Annotated in this window: 14 protein-coding genes and 1 pseudogene; 7 read left to right on the top strand and 8 right to left on the bottom strand. The window is 64.4% G+C overall.

Annotation, left to right across the window (positions count from 1 at the left end):
- The 7 genes from tmk (at position 1) to QDT69_RS06330 (ending at position 6,766) form a co-directional block, all read left to right on the top strand.
- Entirely contained in the window at positions 1-687 is a 687-nt protein-coding gene (gene tmk / locus QDT69_RS06360) for a dTMP kinase (protein ID WP_279705776.1), read from the top strand.
- Positions 684-1,724 carry a DNA polymerase III subunit delta' gene (locus QDT69_RS06355; RefSeq protein ID WP_279705775.1) on the top strand — a complete coding sequence of 347 codons (1,041 nt, stop codon included), beginning with the start codon at positions 684-686 and terminating at the stop codon, positions 1,722-1,724. The genes tmk and QDT69_RS06355 overlap by 4 nt, the downstream gene beginning before the upstream one ends.
- A gap of 89 nt (positions 1,725-1,813) precedes the next feature.
- Positions 1,814-3,796 (top strand): methionine--tRNA ligase, encoded by a 1,983-nt coding sequence (gene metG, locus QDT69_RS06350; protein WP_279705774.1) that lies wholly within the window; start codon positions 1,814-1,816, stop codon positions 3,794-3,796.
- Positions 3,797-3,810: 14 nt separating this feature from the next.
- The gene (locus QDT69_RS06345) at positions 3,811-4,602 is read left to right on the top strand and encodes a TatD family hydrolase (protein ID WP_279706179.1); all 792 of its coding nucleotides are present in this window, start codon (positions 3,811-3,813) and stop codon (positions 4,600-4,602) included.
- The gene (locus QDT69_RS06340; protein ID WP_279705773.1) at positions 4,599-5,405 is read left to right on the top strand and encodes an MBL fold metallo-hydrolase; all 807 of its coding nucleotides are present in this window, start codon (positions 4,599-4,601) and stop codon (positions 5,403-5,405) included. Before QDT69_RS06345 ends, QDT69_RS06340 begins: the two co-directional genes overlap by 4 nt.
- 154 nt (positions 5,406-5,559) lie before the next feature.
- Positions 5,560-6,318 (top strand): nitroreductase family protein, encoded by a 759-nt coding sequence (locus tag QDT69_RS06335; RefSeq protein ID WP_279705772.1) that lies wholly within the window; start codon positions 5,560-5,562, stop codon positions 6,316-6,318.
- Positions 6,299-6,766 (top strand): MarR family transcriptional regulator, encoded by a 468-nt coding sequence (locus tag QDT69_RS06330; protein WP_279705771.1) that lies wholly within the window; start codon positions 6,299-6,301, stop codon positions 6,764-6,766. The genes QDT69_RS06335 and QDT69_RS06330 overlap by 20 nt, the downstream gene beginning before the upstream one ends.
- Before the next feature lie 10 nt (positions 6,767-6,776).
- Here the strand turns inward: QDT69_RS06330 and QDT69_RS06325 are convergent, their stop codons facing one another.
- The 8 genes and pseudogenes from QDT69_RS06325 to QDT69_RS06290 all read right to left on the bottom strand — a co-directional run bounded on the left by QDT69_RS06325 (position 6,777) and on the right by QDT69_RS06290 (position 17,919).
- Positions 6,777-8,426, bottom strand: a complete 1,650-nt coding sequence (locus QDT69_RS06325) for an acyl-CoA synthetase (protein ID WP_279705770.1) — start codon at positions 8,424-8,426, stop codon at positions 6,777-6,779.
- Positions 8,427-8,451: 25 nt separating this feature from the next.
- Positions 8,452-10,338 carry a TRAP transporter large permease subunit gene (locus QDT69_RS06320; RefSeq protein ID WP_279705769.1) on the bottom strand — a complete coding sequence of 629 codons (1,887 nt, stop codon included), beginning with the start codon at positions 10,336-10,338 and terminating at the stop codon, positions 8,452-8,454.
- A 37-nt stretch (positions 10,339-10,375) separates the two neighbouring features.
- Positions 10,376-11,395 carry a TRAP transporter substrate-binding protein gene (locus QDT69_RS06315; RefSeq protein WP_146985874.1) on the bottom strand — a complete coding sequence of 340 codons (1,020 nt, stop codon included), beginning with the start codon at positions 11,393-11,395 and terminating at the stop codon, positions 10,376-10,378.
- Between the two features lie 392 nt (positions 11,396-11,787).
- A complete protein-coding gene (locus tag QDT69_RS06310; RefSeq protein WP_279705768.1) occupies positions 11,788-12,978 on the bottom strand; it encodes an acyl-CoA dehydrogenase family protein in 1,191 nt (396 codons plus the stop codon).
- Between the two features lie 47 nt (positions 12,979-13,025).
- Positions 13,026-14,993, bottom strand: coding sequence for a non-ribosomal peptide synthetase (locus tag QDT69_RS06305; RefSeq protein ID WP_279705767.1), 1,968 nt, complete (start codon positions 14,991-14,993; stop codon positions 13,026-13,028).
- Between the two features lie 52 nt (positions 14,994-15,045).
- The gene (locus QDT69_RS06300) at positions 15,046-16,044 is read right to left on the bottom strand and encodes a thioesterase domain-containing protein (protein WP_279705766.1); all 999 of its coding nucleotides are present in this window, start codon (positions 16,042-16,044) and stop codon (positions 15,046-15,048) included.
- Between the two features lie 102 nt (positions 16,045-16,146).
- Complete coding sequence (locus QDT69_RS06295) at positions 16,147-16,938, bottom strand: 4'-phosphopantetheinyl transferase superfamily protein (protein ID WP_279705765.1); 792 nt, start codon at positions 16,936-16,938, stop codon at positions 16,147-16,149.
- Between the two features lie 175 nt (positions 16,939-17,113).
- Positions 17,114-17,919: pseudogene (locus QDT69_RS06290) on the bottom strand (enoyl-CoA hydratase/isomerase family protein).
- Positions 17,920-17,945: the final 26 nt, after the last annotated feature.

Genomic DNA, 17,945 nt, shown 5'->3' with positions numbered 1-17,945 from the left:
ATGGCGGAAGCAGAAGTCCAGCGGCCGAGCTTGCGCGGTCGGTTCATCACCTTTGAAGGCGGCGAGGGGTCGGGGAAATCGACCCAGATCCGCAAGCTCGCCGAACGGCTCGATACCGCGAAGCTGCGCGCCATCGTGACCCGCGAGCCCGGCGGCTCGCCGGGCGCGGAGATCATCCGTCACCTCGTGCTGTCGGGAATGGGCAAGCTGCTGGGGCCGGAAGCCGAGACGCTGCTGTTTGCCGCCGCGCGCGACGACCACGTCCGCACCGTGATCCTGCCGGCGCTCAACCAGGGCATCTGGGTGCTGTGCGATCGCTTCTTCGATTCCACGCGCGCCTATCAGGGCCAGCTCGGGCAGGTGTCGCCCGAACTCGTCAACGCGATGCAGCGCGTCACCATCGGCGATCTCAAGCCCGATCTAACATTCATCCTCGACGTACCGGTCGAGGTCGGGTTGCAGCGTGCCGCGGCGCGCCGCGGCAACGCTTCGGCCGATCGCTTCGAGGCCGAGGGCATCAAGTTCCATCAGGATTTGCGCGACGCCTATCGCCGGATCGCGGCGGAAGAACCGGAGCGCTGCGTGCTGATCGACGCTACGGCGGATCCGGACACGGTCACGGCGACGATATGGGCCGCGCTGCGCGAGCATCTGCGCGCAACGCTCACGGCGGACAATCCCGCATGAGCGCGCGCAAGGTCGAACAGGAGAGCACCGCTCGCCATCCGCGCGAAACGCCCGATCTGTTCGGGCATCGCGAGGCGGAGACCGCCTTGCTCGATGCCTATCGCAGCGGGCGGATTCCGCATGCCTGGCTGATCGGCGGCGCGCAGGGGATCGGCAAAGCGACAATGGCCTACCGCATGGCGCGGTTCGTGCTGGCGTTCCGCAATCCGAAATCGTCCCAGGTCCAGGCGGCGCCGACGCTGCGGGTCGATCCGTCCGATCCGGTGGCGCGGCAGATCACGGCGGGCGCCCATGGCGGTCTGCTGGTGCTGGAGCGCGGCCTCAACGACCGCGGCGTGATGCGCACGGTGATCACGGTCGACGAGACGCGCGAGACGATCTCGTTCTTCGGCTCGACGGCCGCTGTCGACGGCTGGCGCGTCTGCATCGTCGACACCGTCGACGAGCTCAATCCCAATGCCGCGAACGCGCTCCTGAAAATCCTCGAGGAGCCGCCGCAGCAGTCGTTGTTCCTGCTGGTGAGCCACGCGCCGTCGCGGGTGCTGCCGACGATCCTGTCCCGCTGCCGCAAATTGCTGCTGCGGCCGCTGGAGACGGGCGACGTGCTGCGAGCAGCCGCGGCCGCAACCGACATCGCAGCTGATGATCCGGCACTGGCTGAAGCCGCGGCGGCATCAGAGGGCAGCGTCGGGCGGGCACTGTCGCTGCTCGGCGGCGACGCGCTGAAACTGCAGCAGCGCACGGCCGCGCTGCTCGCGACGCTTCCGAGCGTCGATCCGCGCGAACTGCATGCGCTGGGCGATGCGCTCGGCACCAGCGACCGCGTCGCGCTCGCCGCTTTCATCGACGGCATCGATCGCTGGATGAGCGAGCGCATGCGAACCGGCGACGCCAATGCCAATCTGCCGCGCCTTGCACGGCTGGCGGAGGTATGGGAAAAGATCGTCCGCGCCGCGCGCGATACCGAAGCCTACAATCTGGAGCGCAAGCCGCTGGTATTCTCGGTGTTTTCGATGCTCGCGGACGCGACCCGATAGACGCCAAATCTCAAAACACATCTGTCTGACAATATCTCTGTCTGACAACACTCCCGACAATCTCGTTTCGATCTGCAAAGGATTCCGTGGTGGCGACCGCTAAGAAGACATCGTCGAAGAAGGCCAAGAAGACGAAGAAGGCATCGCCCGCTCGCGCGACCAAGAAGAAGTCTGCGGCGAAATCGCGCGCGGCCAAGAAGGGTGGGCGCGTCACCAAGAAGGTGAAGAAGGCCACCAAGACGGGAGCCAAGGGCGCCAAGAAATCGGCGACCAAGAAGGTCGCAAAAAAGGCCGTCAAGAAGGCTGCGAAGAAGATGGCTAAGAAAACAGCTAAGGCTCTCGCAAAAGCCGCCAAGGCTGCGCCGACGAAGGCAGCCGCAGCTGCTGTTGCGCCAGCCGCAAAGAAGCCCGCAGCTCCGAAGCCTCCGGCTACCGAGAAGGCGCCGAGGGCAGCAACGGTCCGTGCGCCGAAGCAATCCAAGGCTGCAGCGACGGCTCCCGCATCCACATCCGTTTCGGCGCCCGCCGCGGATCGCGGCAATGTCTACTACATCACGACCGCGATCGCTTATCCGAACGGCCAGCCGCATATCGGCCACGCCTATGAGGCGATTGCGACCGATGCGCTGGCGCGCTTCCAGCGGCTCGATGGCAAGGACGTGTTCTTCCTGACCGGCACCGACGAGCACGGCCAGAAGATGATCCAGACCGCGCAGGGCGAGGGGATGACGCCGTTCGATCTCGCGACCCGCAATGCCGCGCGCTTCAAGGAGATGGACGAGCGCCTCAACGTCTCCTTCGACCGCTTCATCCGGACCTCGGAACCTGCCCACCACAAGTCGGTGCAGGAAATCTGGCGCCGCATGCAGGACAATGGCGACATCTATATCGACACCTATGCCGGTTGGTACTCGGTGCGCGACGAGGCCTACTACGCCGAGGATGAGACCACGGTCGGCGAGGACAATGTCCGCCGCGGCCCGCAGGGCACGCCGGTCGAGTGGGTCGAGGAGAAGAGCTATTTCTTCAGGCTCTCGGCCTACCAGGACAGGCTGTTGCACCTCTATGAATCCCAGCCCGATTTCATCGGTCCGGATTCCCGTCGCAACGAGGTCATGAGCTTCGTGCGCGGCGGGCTGAAGGATCTCTCGATCTCGCGCACCACGTTCGACTGGGGCGTCAAGGTCCCCAACGATCCCGAGCACGTGATGTATGTCTGGGTCGACGCGCTGACCAACTACATCACCGGCGTCGGCTATCCCGACGAGAGCGACAAGCACTGGCGCTACTGGCCGGCGGACGTGCACATCATTGGCAAAGACATCATCCGCTTCCATGCGGTGTACTGGCCGGCCTTCCTGATGTCGGCCGGCATTCCCCTGCAGAAGCGGGTCTATGCGCACGGCTTCCTGTTCAACAGGGGCGAGAAGATGTCGAAGTCGGTCGGCAACGTGGTCGATCCCTTCAATCTGGCCAACCAGTACGGCGTCGACCAGGTGCGCTACTTTTTCCTGCGCGAGGTGCCGTTCGGCCAGGACGGCAACTACAACCACGAGGCCATCGTCGCGCGCATCAACGCCGACCTTGCCAATGATTTCGGCAATCTGGCGCAGCGTTCGCTGTCGATGATCGCCAAGCAACTCGGCGGCGTGTTGCCGGAGCCCGGCGAGTTCAGCGACAATGACAAGGCGATCCTGGCGCAGGCCGACGCCATGCTGGAGACGTCGCGCACCGCGATGGCGGCACAGCAGATCCATCAATGGCTCAACACGGTCTGGGCCGTGGTCGCCGAAGCCAACCGCTATTTTGCCGGCGAGGCGCCGTGGGCGCTGGCGAAGACCGATCCGGCGCGCCAGAAGACCGTGCTCTATGTCACCGCCGAAGTCGTGCGGCAGATCGCGATCATGGCGCAGGCCGTGATGCCGGAGTCCTGCGCCAAGATGCTCGACAGCCTCGGCATAGCAGCGGACGCCCGCAACTTCACGGCGATCGCGGAGCGGATCAGGCCGGGCACGACGCTGCCGGCGCCTGTCGGCGTGTTTCCGCGCTACGTGGAACCCAAGACCGAGTGAGCGGTTCGAAATTCATGCTGGTCGACAGTCACTGCCATCTCGATTTTCCTGACTTCGCCGACGATCTCGACGGGATCGTCGGGCGCGCCGAGGCGGCCGGGGTCGGCCGCATGGTCACGATCTCGACCCGCGTGAAGCGGCTCGGCGGCCTGCTTGCGATCACGGAGCGCTTCCCCGACATCTATTGTTCGGTCGGCACTCATCCGCATCATGCCGATGAAGAGGACGGCATCCCGGCGAGCGAACTGATCGAGCTGACCAAGCACCCGAAGGTCGTCGCGCTCGGCGAGGCCGGGCTCGACTATTTCTACGAGCACGGTTCGCGAGAAGCCCAGGAGCGCGGCTTTCGCGCGCATATTGCTGCTGCGCGCGAAACCGGCCTGCCGCTCGTCATCCACACCAGGGAGGCCGACGAGGATTGCGGTCGCATCCTGGAGGACGAAGTCGCGAAGGGGCCGTTCAAGGCCGTGCTGCATTGCTACACCGGCGGGCGCGAACTCGCGATGAAGGCGATCGCGCTCGGGCTGTCGATCTCGTTCACGGGCATCCTGACCTTCAAGAAGTCAGACGCCCTGCGCGCGCTGGCCGCGGAGTTGCCGGCCGACCGCATCATGGTCGAGACCGACGCTCCGTATCTTGCGCCCGGAAAATTCCGCGGCAAGCGCAATGAGCCGTCCTACGTCGTCGAGGTCGCCAAGGTGCTTGCCGAAACGCGCGGCGTCTCCCTGGAGGAGATCTCGCGGCAGACCACCGAAAACTTCTTCCGGCTGTTCTCCAAGGTGCCGGCGCCGAAGGTTGCTGCATGACGCTGACACTGACAATTCTGGGCTGCGGCTCATCTGCCGGCGTGCCGCGCCCGGCGCTCGGCTGGGGCGCCTGTGATCCGAACAATCCAAAAAACCGCCGCCGCCGCTGCTCGATCATGGCCGAGCGCACCATGGAGCACGGCACCACGCGGGTCGTGATCGATACCGCGCCCGACCTCCGCGAGCAGTTGATCGATTCCAATGTCGAGCATATCGACGCGGTGTTCCTGACGCATGAGCACGCAGACCAGACCCATGGCATTGACGATCTGCGCTCGGTCGTCCTGCACCAGCGCCGCCGCATCCCGGTCTACTTCAACCAGTCGACCGCCAAGGACATCATGGCGCGGTTCTCCTATTGCTTCATCTCGCCTGAAGGGAGCGACTATCCGCCGATCCTGACCCGGCACTCGATCGAGGCCGGCGAGAGCCACACCGTCACAGGGAAGGGCGGTCCGCTGAAGCTCGACGCCTTCCTGGTGCAACACGGCCGGATTCCGGCGCTCGGCTACCGCATCGGCGATGCCGCTTACACGCCCGATCTGCACGACATTCCCGAGGAGAGCTGGCCGGCACTGAAAGGCCTCGACCTCTGGATCGTCGACGGCTTGCGCTATGCGCCGCATCCCAGCCATTTCAGCGTTGCGGACGCGCTGTCATGGATCGAGCGTTTCAAGCCGAAGCGCGCCGTGATCACCAACATGCATTCCGACCTCGACTACGAGGTGTTGCGGCAGAGCCTGCCGGCCGGCGTGATCCCGGCCTATGACGGCATGCGGCTGACGCTCGACCGGGCGGGCTGAAGACCTCAATCATCCCTGGGTTGGCCGGACGTCGCGCGTCGACGCGGGCGCGTGCTTCCACGCGCCTTTGCTGACCGCGCCTCATCGCAGCCGGGCATTGACCTTTTGCGCGCATTCGATATCGTTATGATCATAACAATATCGGGAGGCCTCGATGGCGGAAGCTGTGGCAGTGCAGGATTACACCGACCGCACGCGATATGACGCGCTGATGGACGTCGTGAAGAACCGCCTGACGACCCGGGCGTTCGACTCCAGTTATTTGATGCCGCCGGAACATTACGACTTGATCCTGGAAGCGGCGCGGCACGCGCCGTCGGGCGCCAATGCGCAGCCCTGGCACTTCATTGCCGTCACCGACCAGGACCTGAAGAACAGGATCACCGAGTATTTCCGCGAGGAGCAGGTCGCCCGCGCCCGGCTCAAGATGAAGTTTCCGACGCCCGACTATCGCGGCCTCGCGTCGGCGCCGGGCTTCATCGTGGTCGCCAGCGACTTCCGCTGGGTCAAGGCATTTCCCGTGCTCAACGACGGCTCCGAGCTCGACAAGATGTACAAGGAGAATGCCGAGCGCATCCTGCTGCAGAGCGTGGCGGCGGCGACGATGTCGGCGCATCTCGCGGCCGCGGCGCTTGGCTATAACGTCTGGTGGGTGACCGCGATCGGGCAGGAGAAGGCCCAGCAAGCGATGAAGCCGCTGCTCGGCATCCCCGAAGAATTGTCCGTGCTCGACATCATGTGCTTCGGTCCGCCGGCCAAGCCGCCTTACAAACGCTGGAAGAAGAGCCTGGCTGAGATCAGCAACTGGAACAGGTTCGATGATCATCACTTCATGACCGAGGCCGACATAGACGAATGGGTTTCGACCACGCGCCACAAGGTGATGTACCGCGATGCCGAGAACGTCGACTAAGGCAGAGGCGCCGGTCCGGCGCCTTGCGCCGGACTACCGGCTGGAGGATCAGGTCGGATTCCTGCTGCGCAAGGCCTATCAGCGCGCCTCGTCTAACCTGGTCGAGCGGATCGGCTCCTACGATCTGACGGCTCCGCAATACGCGACGCTGGCCCGGCTCTACGAGCGCGGAGCGCTGTCGCAGAACCTGCTCGGCCGGCTGGTCGCTATGGAGCCCGCCAATATCCGCGACGTCGTGCTGCGGCTGAAGAAGCGGCGGCTGGTCGCGACGCGGCGCGACCCGACCGACAAGCGGCTGATCCTGATTGATCTGACCGCGGCCGGCACAGCGCTGGTCGAGCAGTTGATCCCGATCGAGACCGAATGCACCGCGACGACGCTGGCGCCGCTCAAGGCCGACGAGAGGGGACTGCTGTACGAGTTGCTCAGCCGCCTCGCGGAGGGCTGAGCGACGCAGCTTACGCCGAGATCGCCTTGGCCGATCCGACCGCGTTGCGCAGCAGAAACTTCTGGATCTTGCCCGTCGAGGTCTTCGGGATCACGCCGAACACCACTGACTTCGGCGTCTTGAAGCCCGACATGTGCTCGCGGCAATAGGCGATGATCTCGGTCTCGGTCGCCTTGGCGCCGTCCTTCAGCTCGATGAAGGCGCAGGGCACTTCGCCCCATTTCGGATCGGGCTTGGCGACAACAGCCGCGAACAGCACGGCCGGGTGCTTGTAGAGGATGTCCTCGACCTCGACCGAGGAGACGTTCTCGCCGCCGGAGATGATGATGTCCTTGGAGCGGTCCTTGATGATGACGTAGCCGTACTCGTCGAGCACGCCGAGATCGCCGGTGTGAAACCAGCCGCCGGCAAAGGCTTCCTGCGTCGCCTTCTCGTTCTTCAGATAGCCCTTCATCACGATGTTGCCGCGGAACATGACCTCGCCGATGGTCTCACCGTCGCGTGGCACCTCGCGCATCGTCTCGGGATCGAGCACCGTGACGCCTTCCTGCAATGGATACGACACGCCCTGACGCCGCTTCAGCTGCGCCCGCGCATCGGCCGACAGCTCGTCCCAGCCGGGCTGCTCGGCGCAGACCGAGGCAGGGCCATAGACCTCGGTCAGCCCATAGACGTGGGTCAGCTTGACGCCGATGCGCTCGGCGCCCTCGAGCACCGCAACCGGCGGCGCCGCGCCGGCGATCAGGCCGACGACCGGCTTGGCCTTGCCGCCCTTCGGCGCATCGGGCGCATTGATCAGCGTGTTGTAGACGATCGGCGCGCCGCACATGTGGGTGACGCCGTGCTTCGGGATCAGCTCGAAGATCTTGGCGGGATCGACCTTGCGCAAGCAGACATTGACGCCGGCGGTCGCCGCGATGGTCCAGGGGAAGCACCAGCCGTTGCAGTGGAACATCGGCAGCGTCCAGAGATAGACCGGATGCTGGCCGAGATTGCCGGCGAGGATATTGCTGACGGCGTTCAGATACGCGCCGCGGTGATGGGTCACCACGCCCTTCGGATTGCCCGTCGTGCCGGAGGTATAGCTCAGCGCGATCGCATCCCATTCGTCGGCAGGCGGCCGCTCCACGAAAGAGGCATCACCTTGCGCGACCGCGGCCTCATACTCGATCTCGCCGATCCGCTTGCCGCCGGCGAACGCGGCATCGTCGACGTCGATCACGAACGGCTTTGGGCCCATCATCAGGGGCAGGGCTTCCGCGATCACACCAGAGAATTCGGGATCGACCAGGATGATCTTCGCGCCGCCATGGTCGAGCTGGAATGCGATCGACGCCGCATCGAGGCGGATGTTCAAGGCATTGAGCACCGCGCCGGTCATCGGCACCGCGAAGTGCAGCTCGTTCATCGCCGGGATGTTCGGCAGCATCGCCGCGACCGTATCGCCATGGCCGATGCCATGGCCCGCAAGATAGGACGCAAACCGCTTGCAGCGCTCGTAGGTGTCGCTCCAGGTGAAGCTGCGGCCCTCATAGACCGCGCTGAGGTGGTCGGGATAGACCGCGGCCGAGCGCGCCAGGAAGCTCAGCGGTGTCAGCGGTACGTAATTGGCGGGCGTCTTGTCGAGCCCGATCGAGTACTGGTTTTGAGCTGCACTCATGGCTCTATCCCATCCGCAAGGTGCTTTAAAGGAAACCGATCGATATCCAGGGGAAGATGGCGACGATGATCAGGCCGATCAACAGCGCCAGCATGTAGCCCCAGATCGGCCGGATACCCTCGGCCGGATCGACGCGCCCGATGGCGCAGGCGGCATAATAACCGACGCCGAACGGCGGCGCGAACAGTCCGATGCCCATCGCCAGGATGATGATCATGGCGTAGTGCACCTCGTGGACGCCGACCTGGTGCGCAATCGGAAACAGCAGCGGGCCGAACAGCACGATCGCCGGAATGCCCTCGAGCACGCTGCCGAGGATCACGAAGGCCAGGATCGAGACCGCGATGAAGGTCGCCGAACCGCCGGGCAGCCCGGTCATCGCCGCTGCGAGCGCCCGTGAGAAGCCTGACTGGGTCAGGCCCCAGGCCATGCCGGTCGCAGTGCCGATGATGAACAGGATCGCGCCCGACAGGCACGCCGTGTCGATCAGCATCGGCACGAGGCGCCGCCAGTTGAACTTGCGGTAGATCAGGAGGCCGATGACGAAGGCGTAGACGATGCCGATGGTCGACACCTCGGTGGCGGTGGCGATGCCTTCGACCACCGCGTAGCGGATCACGAAGGGCAGCGCCAATGCGGGCAGGGCGTAGATGAAGGCCTTGCCGATCTCGCTTCGCGTGGCGCGCTGGACATGGCTGAGGTTCTCACCGCGGTAACGCCACCACACCAGCCCCGACAGCGTGATCGCCAGCACGACGCCCGGTAGCAGGCCGCCGGTGAACAGCGCCGAGATCGAGACGCCGGTAACCGAACCGATCGTGATCAGCACCAGGCTCGGCGGAATGGTTTCGGTCTGGGCGCCGGTGGCGGCGAGCAGGGCGACCAGATCGCCCGGCTTGGCGCCGCGCTGCTTCATCTCCGGGAACAGCACGGGCGCAACGGCGGCCATGTCGGCGGCCTTCGACCCGGAAATGCCTGACACCAGGTACATCGCGCCGACCAGCACATAGTGCAGGCCGCCGCGGACGTGCCCGAGCAGGCTCGCCAGGAACGCTACCATCGCGCGCGCCATGCCGGTCATCTCAATCAGCAGGCCAAGGAACACGAACAGCGGCACCGACAGCAGGATCAGATGGCTCATGCCCTCGTCCATCCGGCCGACCAGCACCATCAGCGGCGTGTGCGTGGTCAGCGCCAGATAGCCGAAGATCGCCATGCCGAAGGCGAATCCGATCGGAACGCCTGCGAACACGCAGAAGCCGACCACGCCGACGAAGAAGATGATCAGGTTGAGGTTGCCGAGCGGTCGCAGCAGCGGCTGCGCCAGCCAGAACACGCCGATCAACGCGACCACGGTCAGCGCGGCCAGCAGGAAGGTCTTGAAACTGCCGACCCGCGCCAGCCGCAGCAGCGCGAACAGCGCCATCAGGCAGGTGCCGACCGGCAGCGCCGCCGCGCGCCAGGTATTGGAGATCTGCAGCGCCGGCGTCGTGATGAAGCTTTCCTCGTAGGCGTATTCGTAGGCCGGCCGTACGATCAGGATCAGGAACGCAAGCGCGGCGCAGGTCGCGACCACGTCGAGATAGGCCCACAGCCGCGGCCCGGCGCTGGCGACCAGCGCCGTCATCCGCATGTGCTCGCCGCGGCGGAACGCCACCGCCGATCCGAGCATCGCAAGCCACAGGAACAGGATCGACGCCAGTTCGTCGGACCAGATCAGCGGCGCATGCAGCACGTAACGCGACACCACGCCGGCGAACAGGATCACGACCTCGGCGACGACGAGGATCGCCGCCGGGATCTCGACCAGCCATCCGAGTGCCGCCTCGATGGAACCGAGAACAGAGCGTCGGCGAGGGGGCTGTGACGCCGCCTCGCCGGCCACGGCCGGCGCCATCTCGACATGAGCCATAGCAAATCTCCCGCTGGCGAGCCTCCCGCCTGATCGATCAGGACAGTTTGCCGACGGACTTCTCGAGCAGGTCCCAGGCCTTCTCGCCGTACTTGCCCTTCCACTCGGCGTAGAAGCCGGCGGTACGGAGCTTGTCGCGGAACGGCCCGACCTCGGGCTGGTTGAACACAAGGCCCTTGCCGGTCAGCTCCTGCTTCACGGTAGCGTTCAGCTTCTCGGTGTCCTCGCGCTCCTTGACGGCCGCCGCGTTGACGTTCTTGGCGACGATGGTCTTGATATCATCGGGCAGCGCCGCCCAGGCCCGGCGGTTCATCAGGAACCAGAAGCCATCCCACATGTGGTTGGTCAGCGAGCAGTACTTCTGCACCTCGTAGAGCTTCGCGGCAGAGATCAACGCCAGCGGGTTTTCCTGGCCCTCGACGATCTTGGTCTGCAGCGCCGAATAGACCTCGCTGAAATTGATCGAGGCGGGCGACGCATCGAACGCCTTGAACATCGAGGTCCACAGCGGCGACACGGGCACGCGGATCTTGAAGCCCTTGAGATCGTCAGGACCGTTGATCGGCTTGGTCGACGACGTGGTCTGGCGGAAGCCGTTGTCCCAGATCTTGTCCATCACCTCGAGGCCGGCCTTGTTGATCTCGCCGCGCACATAGGCGCCGAGCTCGCCGTCCATGGCCTTCCAGACCGTGGGATAATCCGGGAATGCGAAACCGATGCCGTTGATTGAGGCCGCCGGCACCAGGGTCGCTAGGATCAGGCCGGACAGCGTGAAGAACTCGACGCCGCCGGAGCGCACCTGGCTCAGCATGTCCGTATCGGAACCGAGCTGGCTGTTCGGGAACACCTGCAGGTCAAACCGGCCGTTGGTCTCGGTCTTGATCGCCGCGGCCATCTCCCGGGCGCGCGCCACGAACGGGTGCGACTCCGGCAGGTTGTTGGCGAACTTGTAGGAGAACTCGGCCGACTGCGCGCGCGCGACATACGGCGCGCCAATCCCGCCCAGGACGGCGGAAGCGGCGGAGACCTTCAGCAGCGTGCGTCGTGAAAAGCTCATTGGTGTTGCTCCCTCGAGAGGCTTGTTGTTGTTCTGAGATGCCATCCTATACGGACCTGATGCCGCGGGGTCACCAGCGATCTCTGCACAGCTGGGGCTTATTGCAGCGTCCGTACGCCGCGGCAATATCGGCTTTCTGACGAGACGCGTGCGCGTGGATCGCTGTGCGATCCGCACGGGCTGGACCGCTAGCCGGGATCGGTCAGGACAGACGCCTGGCTGCGGTCGGGTGCGAAGATTTCCCACTAAATATCTGATCTAATTGTAGATATAAATATTCCATAATATACCTTATGCGAATTACGGATTGGGCCGGTGGTGTCTGGGGTGATGCCGCGCTGGATCAGGCGTCGTTGCTGGACACCCTCCGCGACCCGACGGCCGCGTGCGGGTCACGACATCGAGGCGACCACTTCCAGCATCACCTCCGTTGCGCCGCCGGCAATGGGCAGGACGCGCGCGTCACGTGCGATGCGCTCGATGGGGCTCTCGCGCATGACGCCCATAGCGCCGTGGAACTGGACGCAGGCATACGCGACCTCGTTGACGAGTTCGGCGCATATGGCTTTCAACATCGAGATCTCACGGATGCAATCGTCGTCCGCCGCCATGCGCCACGCGGTAGCATAGAGAAACTCGCGGTTTGCCTCGACCTTCGCGGCAAGCATCGCGAGGCGTTGACGGATCGCCTGCAAGTCCCACAGGACGCCCCCGAATGCGCGGCGAGCCTTCACATGGGCGAGGGTCATCTCGATCGCCGCCTCGGCCATTCCGATCGCCATGGCGGCGAGGACGAGGCGCTCGTTCTGGAAGTTGCGCATGATAGAGTAGAAGCCCTGCCCCTCCGCGCCGAGCACGTTCTCGGCGGGCACCCGGCAACCGTCGAAGACGAGTTCCGCCGTGTCTGAGGAGCGCCAGCCCTGCTTGTCGAGCACACGGCCGACGCTGAAGCCGGGCGTGCCTTTCTCGACCAGGAACATCGTGATACCGTTGCTTCCCGCCGAGGGATTAGTCTTGGCCGCGACGCAGTAGAGATCTGCGTGGACGCCGTTCGTGATGTAGAGCTTGGTGCCATCGAGGATGTAGGAGTCACCCTCCCGGAGCGCGCGCGTGCGGATGGCCTTCACATCCGAGCCGGCATCCGGTTCCGTGATGGCAACCGCGGTGATCACCTCGCCGCGGATGATGCCCGGCATCCAGCGGGCCCGCTGGGCTCTGGTCCCGTCATGAAAGACATACACGGACGCCATCTCGGCCTGGACCAGCATCGCGTCGGCGACTCCGCCATAGGTCGAGCGCCCAAGCTCCTCGGCGAAAACCGTCGACGCGACCGCGTCCATCTCGGCCCCGCCATACCCGCCGGGGTAACGGATACCGAAGAAACCGAGTTCGCCCATGCGGCGCAGGACCGGACGGGGAATGAACCCCTGCTCTTCCCAGCTATCCGCGCAAGGCTTGATCTCCTCCTCGACGAACCGGCGGACCTGATCCCGCAGCAGCTCATATTCCGCCGCCGTCCAGGGCAGCCCCGGTCCTCGCGCCGGTCCCAAAGCTTTGTCCATCATGTTCGTGCGCTCTGCCATCAGTCCAACGCAAATGTTTCCGTCCGGATTGGGAGCGTGCCGCCACGCTACAGTTCGATTTCCTCTCTCGGTCCCTCCGATGCAGAAGCGGCTTCGGAATGGGCCACCCAACGCATGCCGTCGATCACTTCCGCCAATTCGGACAGTGTCGGGCGCTCAAACAGGTTGCGAATCTGCACGTCGACGCCGAAGGCCTTTCGCATCCGCGCTACCGCCCGCACCACCAGCAGCGACTCGCCGCCCAGTTCGAAAAAATTGTCGCGACGTCCGATCGACTTGATCTTCAGCAGATCGCACCACAACGCGGCCAGCGTCTTTTCGGTCTCCGTCGCGGGAGCGGTGAATTCCTGCGCAGACCGGTTGTTTTCTGCCGTCGGCTCGGGCAGCGCGGTCCGGTCGACCTTGCCGTTGGAGGTGAGCGGCATCCGCTCAAGGCAGACATAGTGCGTCGGAATCATCGACTCCAACAGCTCTTCGGCCAGAAAGGCGCGCAGGTCCGCCACGGTCAGAGCGTCTGGCGACACATAGTAGGCTGCAAGTCGAGTCAAGCCGCCTCCGGCCGCGGACGGTTCGATGACGGTGACCGCGCATTCCTGCACCTGCGGGTGCTTGAGAAGCCGCGCTTCGATCTCGCCGAGCTCGACACGCGCACCACCGACCTTCACCTGATGATCTGCACGGCCGAGAAATTCCAGGCGCCCTTCAGGAGTCCAGCGGGCAAGATCGCCCGTCTTGTACAGCCGCAGATTCGTGAACCCGTCTCGAGGATCTATGGCCGTGCGGAAACGGTCGTCGGTCAGGTCAGGTCGGTTGAAATAGCCCTTCGCGAGGCCGTCGCCGGCAATGAACATCTCACCGATGATGCCGGGACCGGTAGGCTGATAGGCTTCGCTGAGGACGTAGATTCCGGCATTGGCGGCCGGAACGCCGATCGGGACCGATCCCGCTTGATCCCGATCGATGTCGAAACGGTGAATCATGCAGCCCACCGTGGCTTCGGTTGGCCCGTATTCGTTGTAGATTTCGACCGGATGCGGGATCGCTTTCGTGATGTCGCGTGCCAGTTCGGTCTTGAAGTCCTCACCGCCCACGATGAATTTCCGCAGGCGTGTGGTTTCAAGATTGCGGTCGCGTATCATCGCCAGATGCGCCGGCGTCAGCTTCATGATGTCGACGGCATTGTCGTCGATGACCTTGAGCACGACCATACTCTGCACGCCGGGATCACCGAGATAGACCACGATGCGGCCACCGGTGATGAGGGGCGTGAACAGCGTCGTGACGGTCAGGTCGAAAGCCAGAGATGAGAACAGAGGCCAGGCCAGACGTTCGCCGGAACTGTAGACCTGGGCGGCCCACCAGATGTAGTTCACCAGGCTCCGGTGCGCGATCTCGACGCCCTTGGGTGTGCCGGTCGAGCCAGAGGTGAAGATGATATAGGCGGTGCCGTCCGGCGTGGCAGCGGATGGCCGGGCAGAGTCCGGTTGACGCGCAATCGCAGCGAAATCGGCGTCGAGCACGACAATCTCGGCAAGATCGGCGGAAATGGCGGATTCCAGGCGCGCCTGCGTGATCACGACTGGCGCCAGCCCGTCGGTTCCGTCGGAAATATCCGTCAGGATCGTTGCGATGCGCCCCTTCGGCGTTGCCGCGTCCACCGGCACATAGGCTGCGCCGGATTTCAGGACGCCCAGGATCGCGACGACGACCTCAATGGAATGCTCCATGAATACAACGGCAATCCGACCCGGCCCTAAGCCGATCGCGCTCAAATGCGCGGCCATCTGATTGGAGCGTCCGTCGAGCTGCCGGTACGTCAGCATGACATCGCCGAAGCGGATCGCTTCAGCGTCCGGGCTACGCGTCACCCGGTCGCGAAACAGATCGATGATCGTTCGGTCCGACGGGTAGCTTGCCGCCGTGGCGTTGTACGCGACAACCAGCGTTTGATGATCGACACTGTTCAGCAGGGGAAGCGCTACGCCCTCCTCCACAATGGGCAGGACTTCATTCATGAACCACGCTCCATCAAGCAATCAACAATCAAATTGCAGCAGTGAAATTGCGTCAGTCGCTCGGCTCCTGGGTTGCCTGGCGATAAAGCGCTGCGATCGCAGACACGTCAGGTTCTTCCAGCATGGAGTCCGCGTGACAGCCCTCGGGCCCGAAAAAAAATTCGGCATGAGGCACCGCACGAAGCCATCGGCGCGGCCCCGCCCCCGATCGCAGCCAGGCCTTGTTCGGAAGGAATATGCATACCCGCCCCAAATACGGAGCAGGAACGTACTGCCGAAAAGCGGTGATCGCCGTGGATTTGAGCCGGGCTCTGCTCGCCAGCACCAGGTCTGTCGCGATCGGCTCCTTGTCCTTCCGAACGAGGGTCACGAGACCGCGGAGACGGCTGCCGAAATATTGCAGACGAGCGCCGAACGTCGGCCGCTTCGCCATCTCGCGCTGGATAGCTTCGCGTCTGTTCCTGGCGGAGAAATAAAGCAGACGCGGCAGTTCCTGATAGGTGGTCGGGTGAAGAGGGCCAAAGAGCGCGACGCATGGGACCTCAGCTCCGCGGCGTCCCAGGATTTTCGCGAGTTCGAAAGCAGTTGGAGCGCCGGAGCAATATCCGGCGATGATGTACGGACCGTTGGGCTGATACTCGACGATCTGGCGGGCGAAATACTCGGCGATATCTTCGACGCGGTCCATCGGCTCGCTCTGCCCATCGTAGCCGGTCGGTTGCAGTGCGTAGAATGGCTGATCGCTGCCCAGATGCTTCGACAGGTCCGAGAATGTGAACGGCGCCCCGACATGCCCGGGGACGGCGTAAATCGGCGTACGTGTTCCGCCAGACTGCAGGGGAATGATTGCGGGCTGTCGCGCGGCCGCCGCGGCCATGTTCAGAAACGCGATGATCTCGCTTTTCCGGTCCTGCAACTGGTCGCGAAGCTCTGACGTGAGTGCGCCAGCCGGCGCGTTGCACCGCAGCCGGTCGCCCTCCACCCAGAGCCTGACGTCCCTGACCGCGAGGGCTGCGAGGAGCTCGGAAAACTGTATCAACTGCGCTGACATGGGGCTGGCCCGTGTTCTCGTCTGCGACCGCCATGTGCGGGAGCGAAGTGCGGCACGAATGAGCGCCCGTGCAGTCTAATGGACTTCGATGAGCCTGCTCGTTCAATGCGTAGTGACATCGCGCGATTGCCAGTTCGGGATGACCACGCACCCGATATACCCACTTCGAGGTATGAATCTTCGGACAACCCAATCCCTTTCATTCCAGGACATGGACTGTCCCAAGCCGCACCCCAAGGCCTTGGAGATAGCTTCCAACTGCGTCCAGCGCCGGAAGAAGCCTTCCAGGCGGTCTTCCGCGCCAAGGGCGGCGTAGGACGCGCCCTCGGAGGCGGAAAAACAGAGCGCTGCGATGTCGTCCGCTTCGGGCACAGGGAGGACCGCCTCGATGTCCACGCCGACCTCTTGCCTCGTCGAGAGGGCGACGACCGCCACATCGCCGGACCGGGAGAAGCTGAAACGCAGGTCGCGCGCGGGCATGCGGTGCGACAAATAGGGTTTGCCAAGCGGTCCATATTCCAGTTCGATGTCGGACGGCGAAATTCCCAGTTTGGAAGCGAGGACCCGGCGCAACTGGCCGCGTCCAACAACAAAGCGGCGGCGGTCCCTCTCCAGCCTCACCCGCTCGGCGCGCCGGCGTTCCTCGTCGTTCAGGCCGATATCCATGACGCGAATGATGTCCGGCTCCGCATCGAGCGCGAATGCCAGGACCTCTAAACCGTCATTCTCGAGAACTGGCGCGATCATCCCCGGTCTCAGCTCGACGGTTTCGTCGAAGGAGCTCAGACTGCGCGACGCTGTTCCCCGGCCCACACCCGATGCGCCGTCGCGATCGCCCCTGCCCGCGACGGAAGCTTGGCAAAAGTCGGGCTCGGGGCGGCGGTCAGACGTCATACGTGCATTCCGATCGCGAGAGCGCGCTCACGCGCAAGCCAATGGCTTTCGACGAACAGCCGCGCCGTTCGTGCAGATTTCGTCGATTAAGCGATCGGGAAGACACGAAAGCAAGGAGCGGCGGGTGGCTATTTGGATGTATGGACGGGCTACCCCTCACGGCCATAATCCGTGTTTAGCGCCCCCTGAAGCGCGGCTTGCGCCGTCCGAGGAACGCCGCAACGCCTTCCTTATGGTCGTCGGTCAGGCTCGCCAGCGCGAACTGGTCGAGATCCATGTGGCTTGCGAGATCGTCGAGCGCATGCGCCAGCCGGTTGACCGTCAGCTTGGTCATCGCGACCGAAATCGGCGGCTGGGCCGCGACCTTGGCCGCGAGCGCCATCGCGGCCTCGTACGATTTGCCGGAATCGGCCACCTGCTCCACCAGGCCCCATTGATAGGCCTCGTCGGCCGAGATCCGGTCGTCGGCAGGATCACCGCCTGCTTGGTCCGCGCCGGGCCCATCAGGTGCAGCATGCGCGGCACGCTCTGCCAGCTCATGTTCATGCCGAGCGCGATCTCCGGCACCCGCATATGCGCATCGCGCGCCATCACCCGGAAATCCAACGCCACCGCGAGCGCCACGCCGCCCCCGACACAGAAACCTTCGATGGCGCCGATCGTGACCTGCTCCATCTCCTGCCAGGTGCGCGTCAGCCGCGGCCCGAGCTTCAGGTGGCGGCGCGGCGCGCCCATATCCATGGTCGCGCGCGAACGCCCTTCGGCATCCTTGAGGTCGAAGCCGGCACTGAACGATTTGGCGCCACCAGTCAGCACCACCACCGAGGTGTCGCCATCGTCCTCGAAGCTGCGCGCCGCGTCAGTCAGCTGCCGCAACGCCTGCGGCGACAGCGCGTTGATACCGTCGCCGCGGTCGAACCGCACCACGGCGATGCGCCCCTCCGGCCCGAGGCCTTTTTCGATCGTCACATAGTCAACCACGCATACCTCCCAGCTCGCATTGTTGT

This window comes from Bradyrhizobium sp. CER78 (genome assembly GCF_029846235.1).
GTDB lineage: Bacteria > Pseudomonadota > Alphaproteobacteria > Rhizobiales > Xanthobacteraceae > Bradyrhizobium.
The sequence above is the reverse complement of the archived record's forward strand: the minus strand, read 5'-3'. Positions and strand labels throughout refer to the sequence as shown.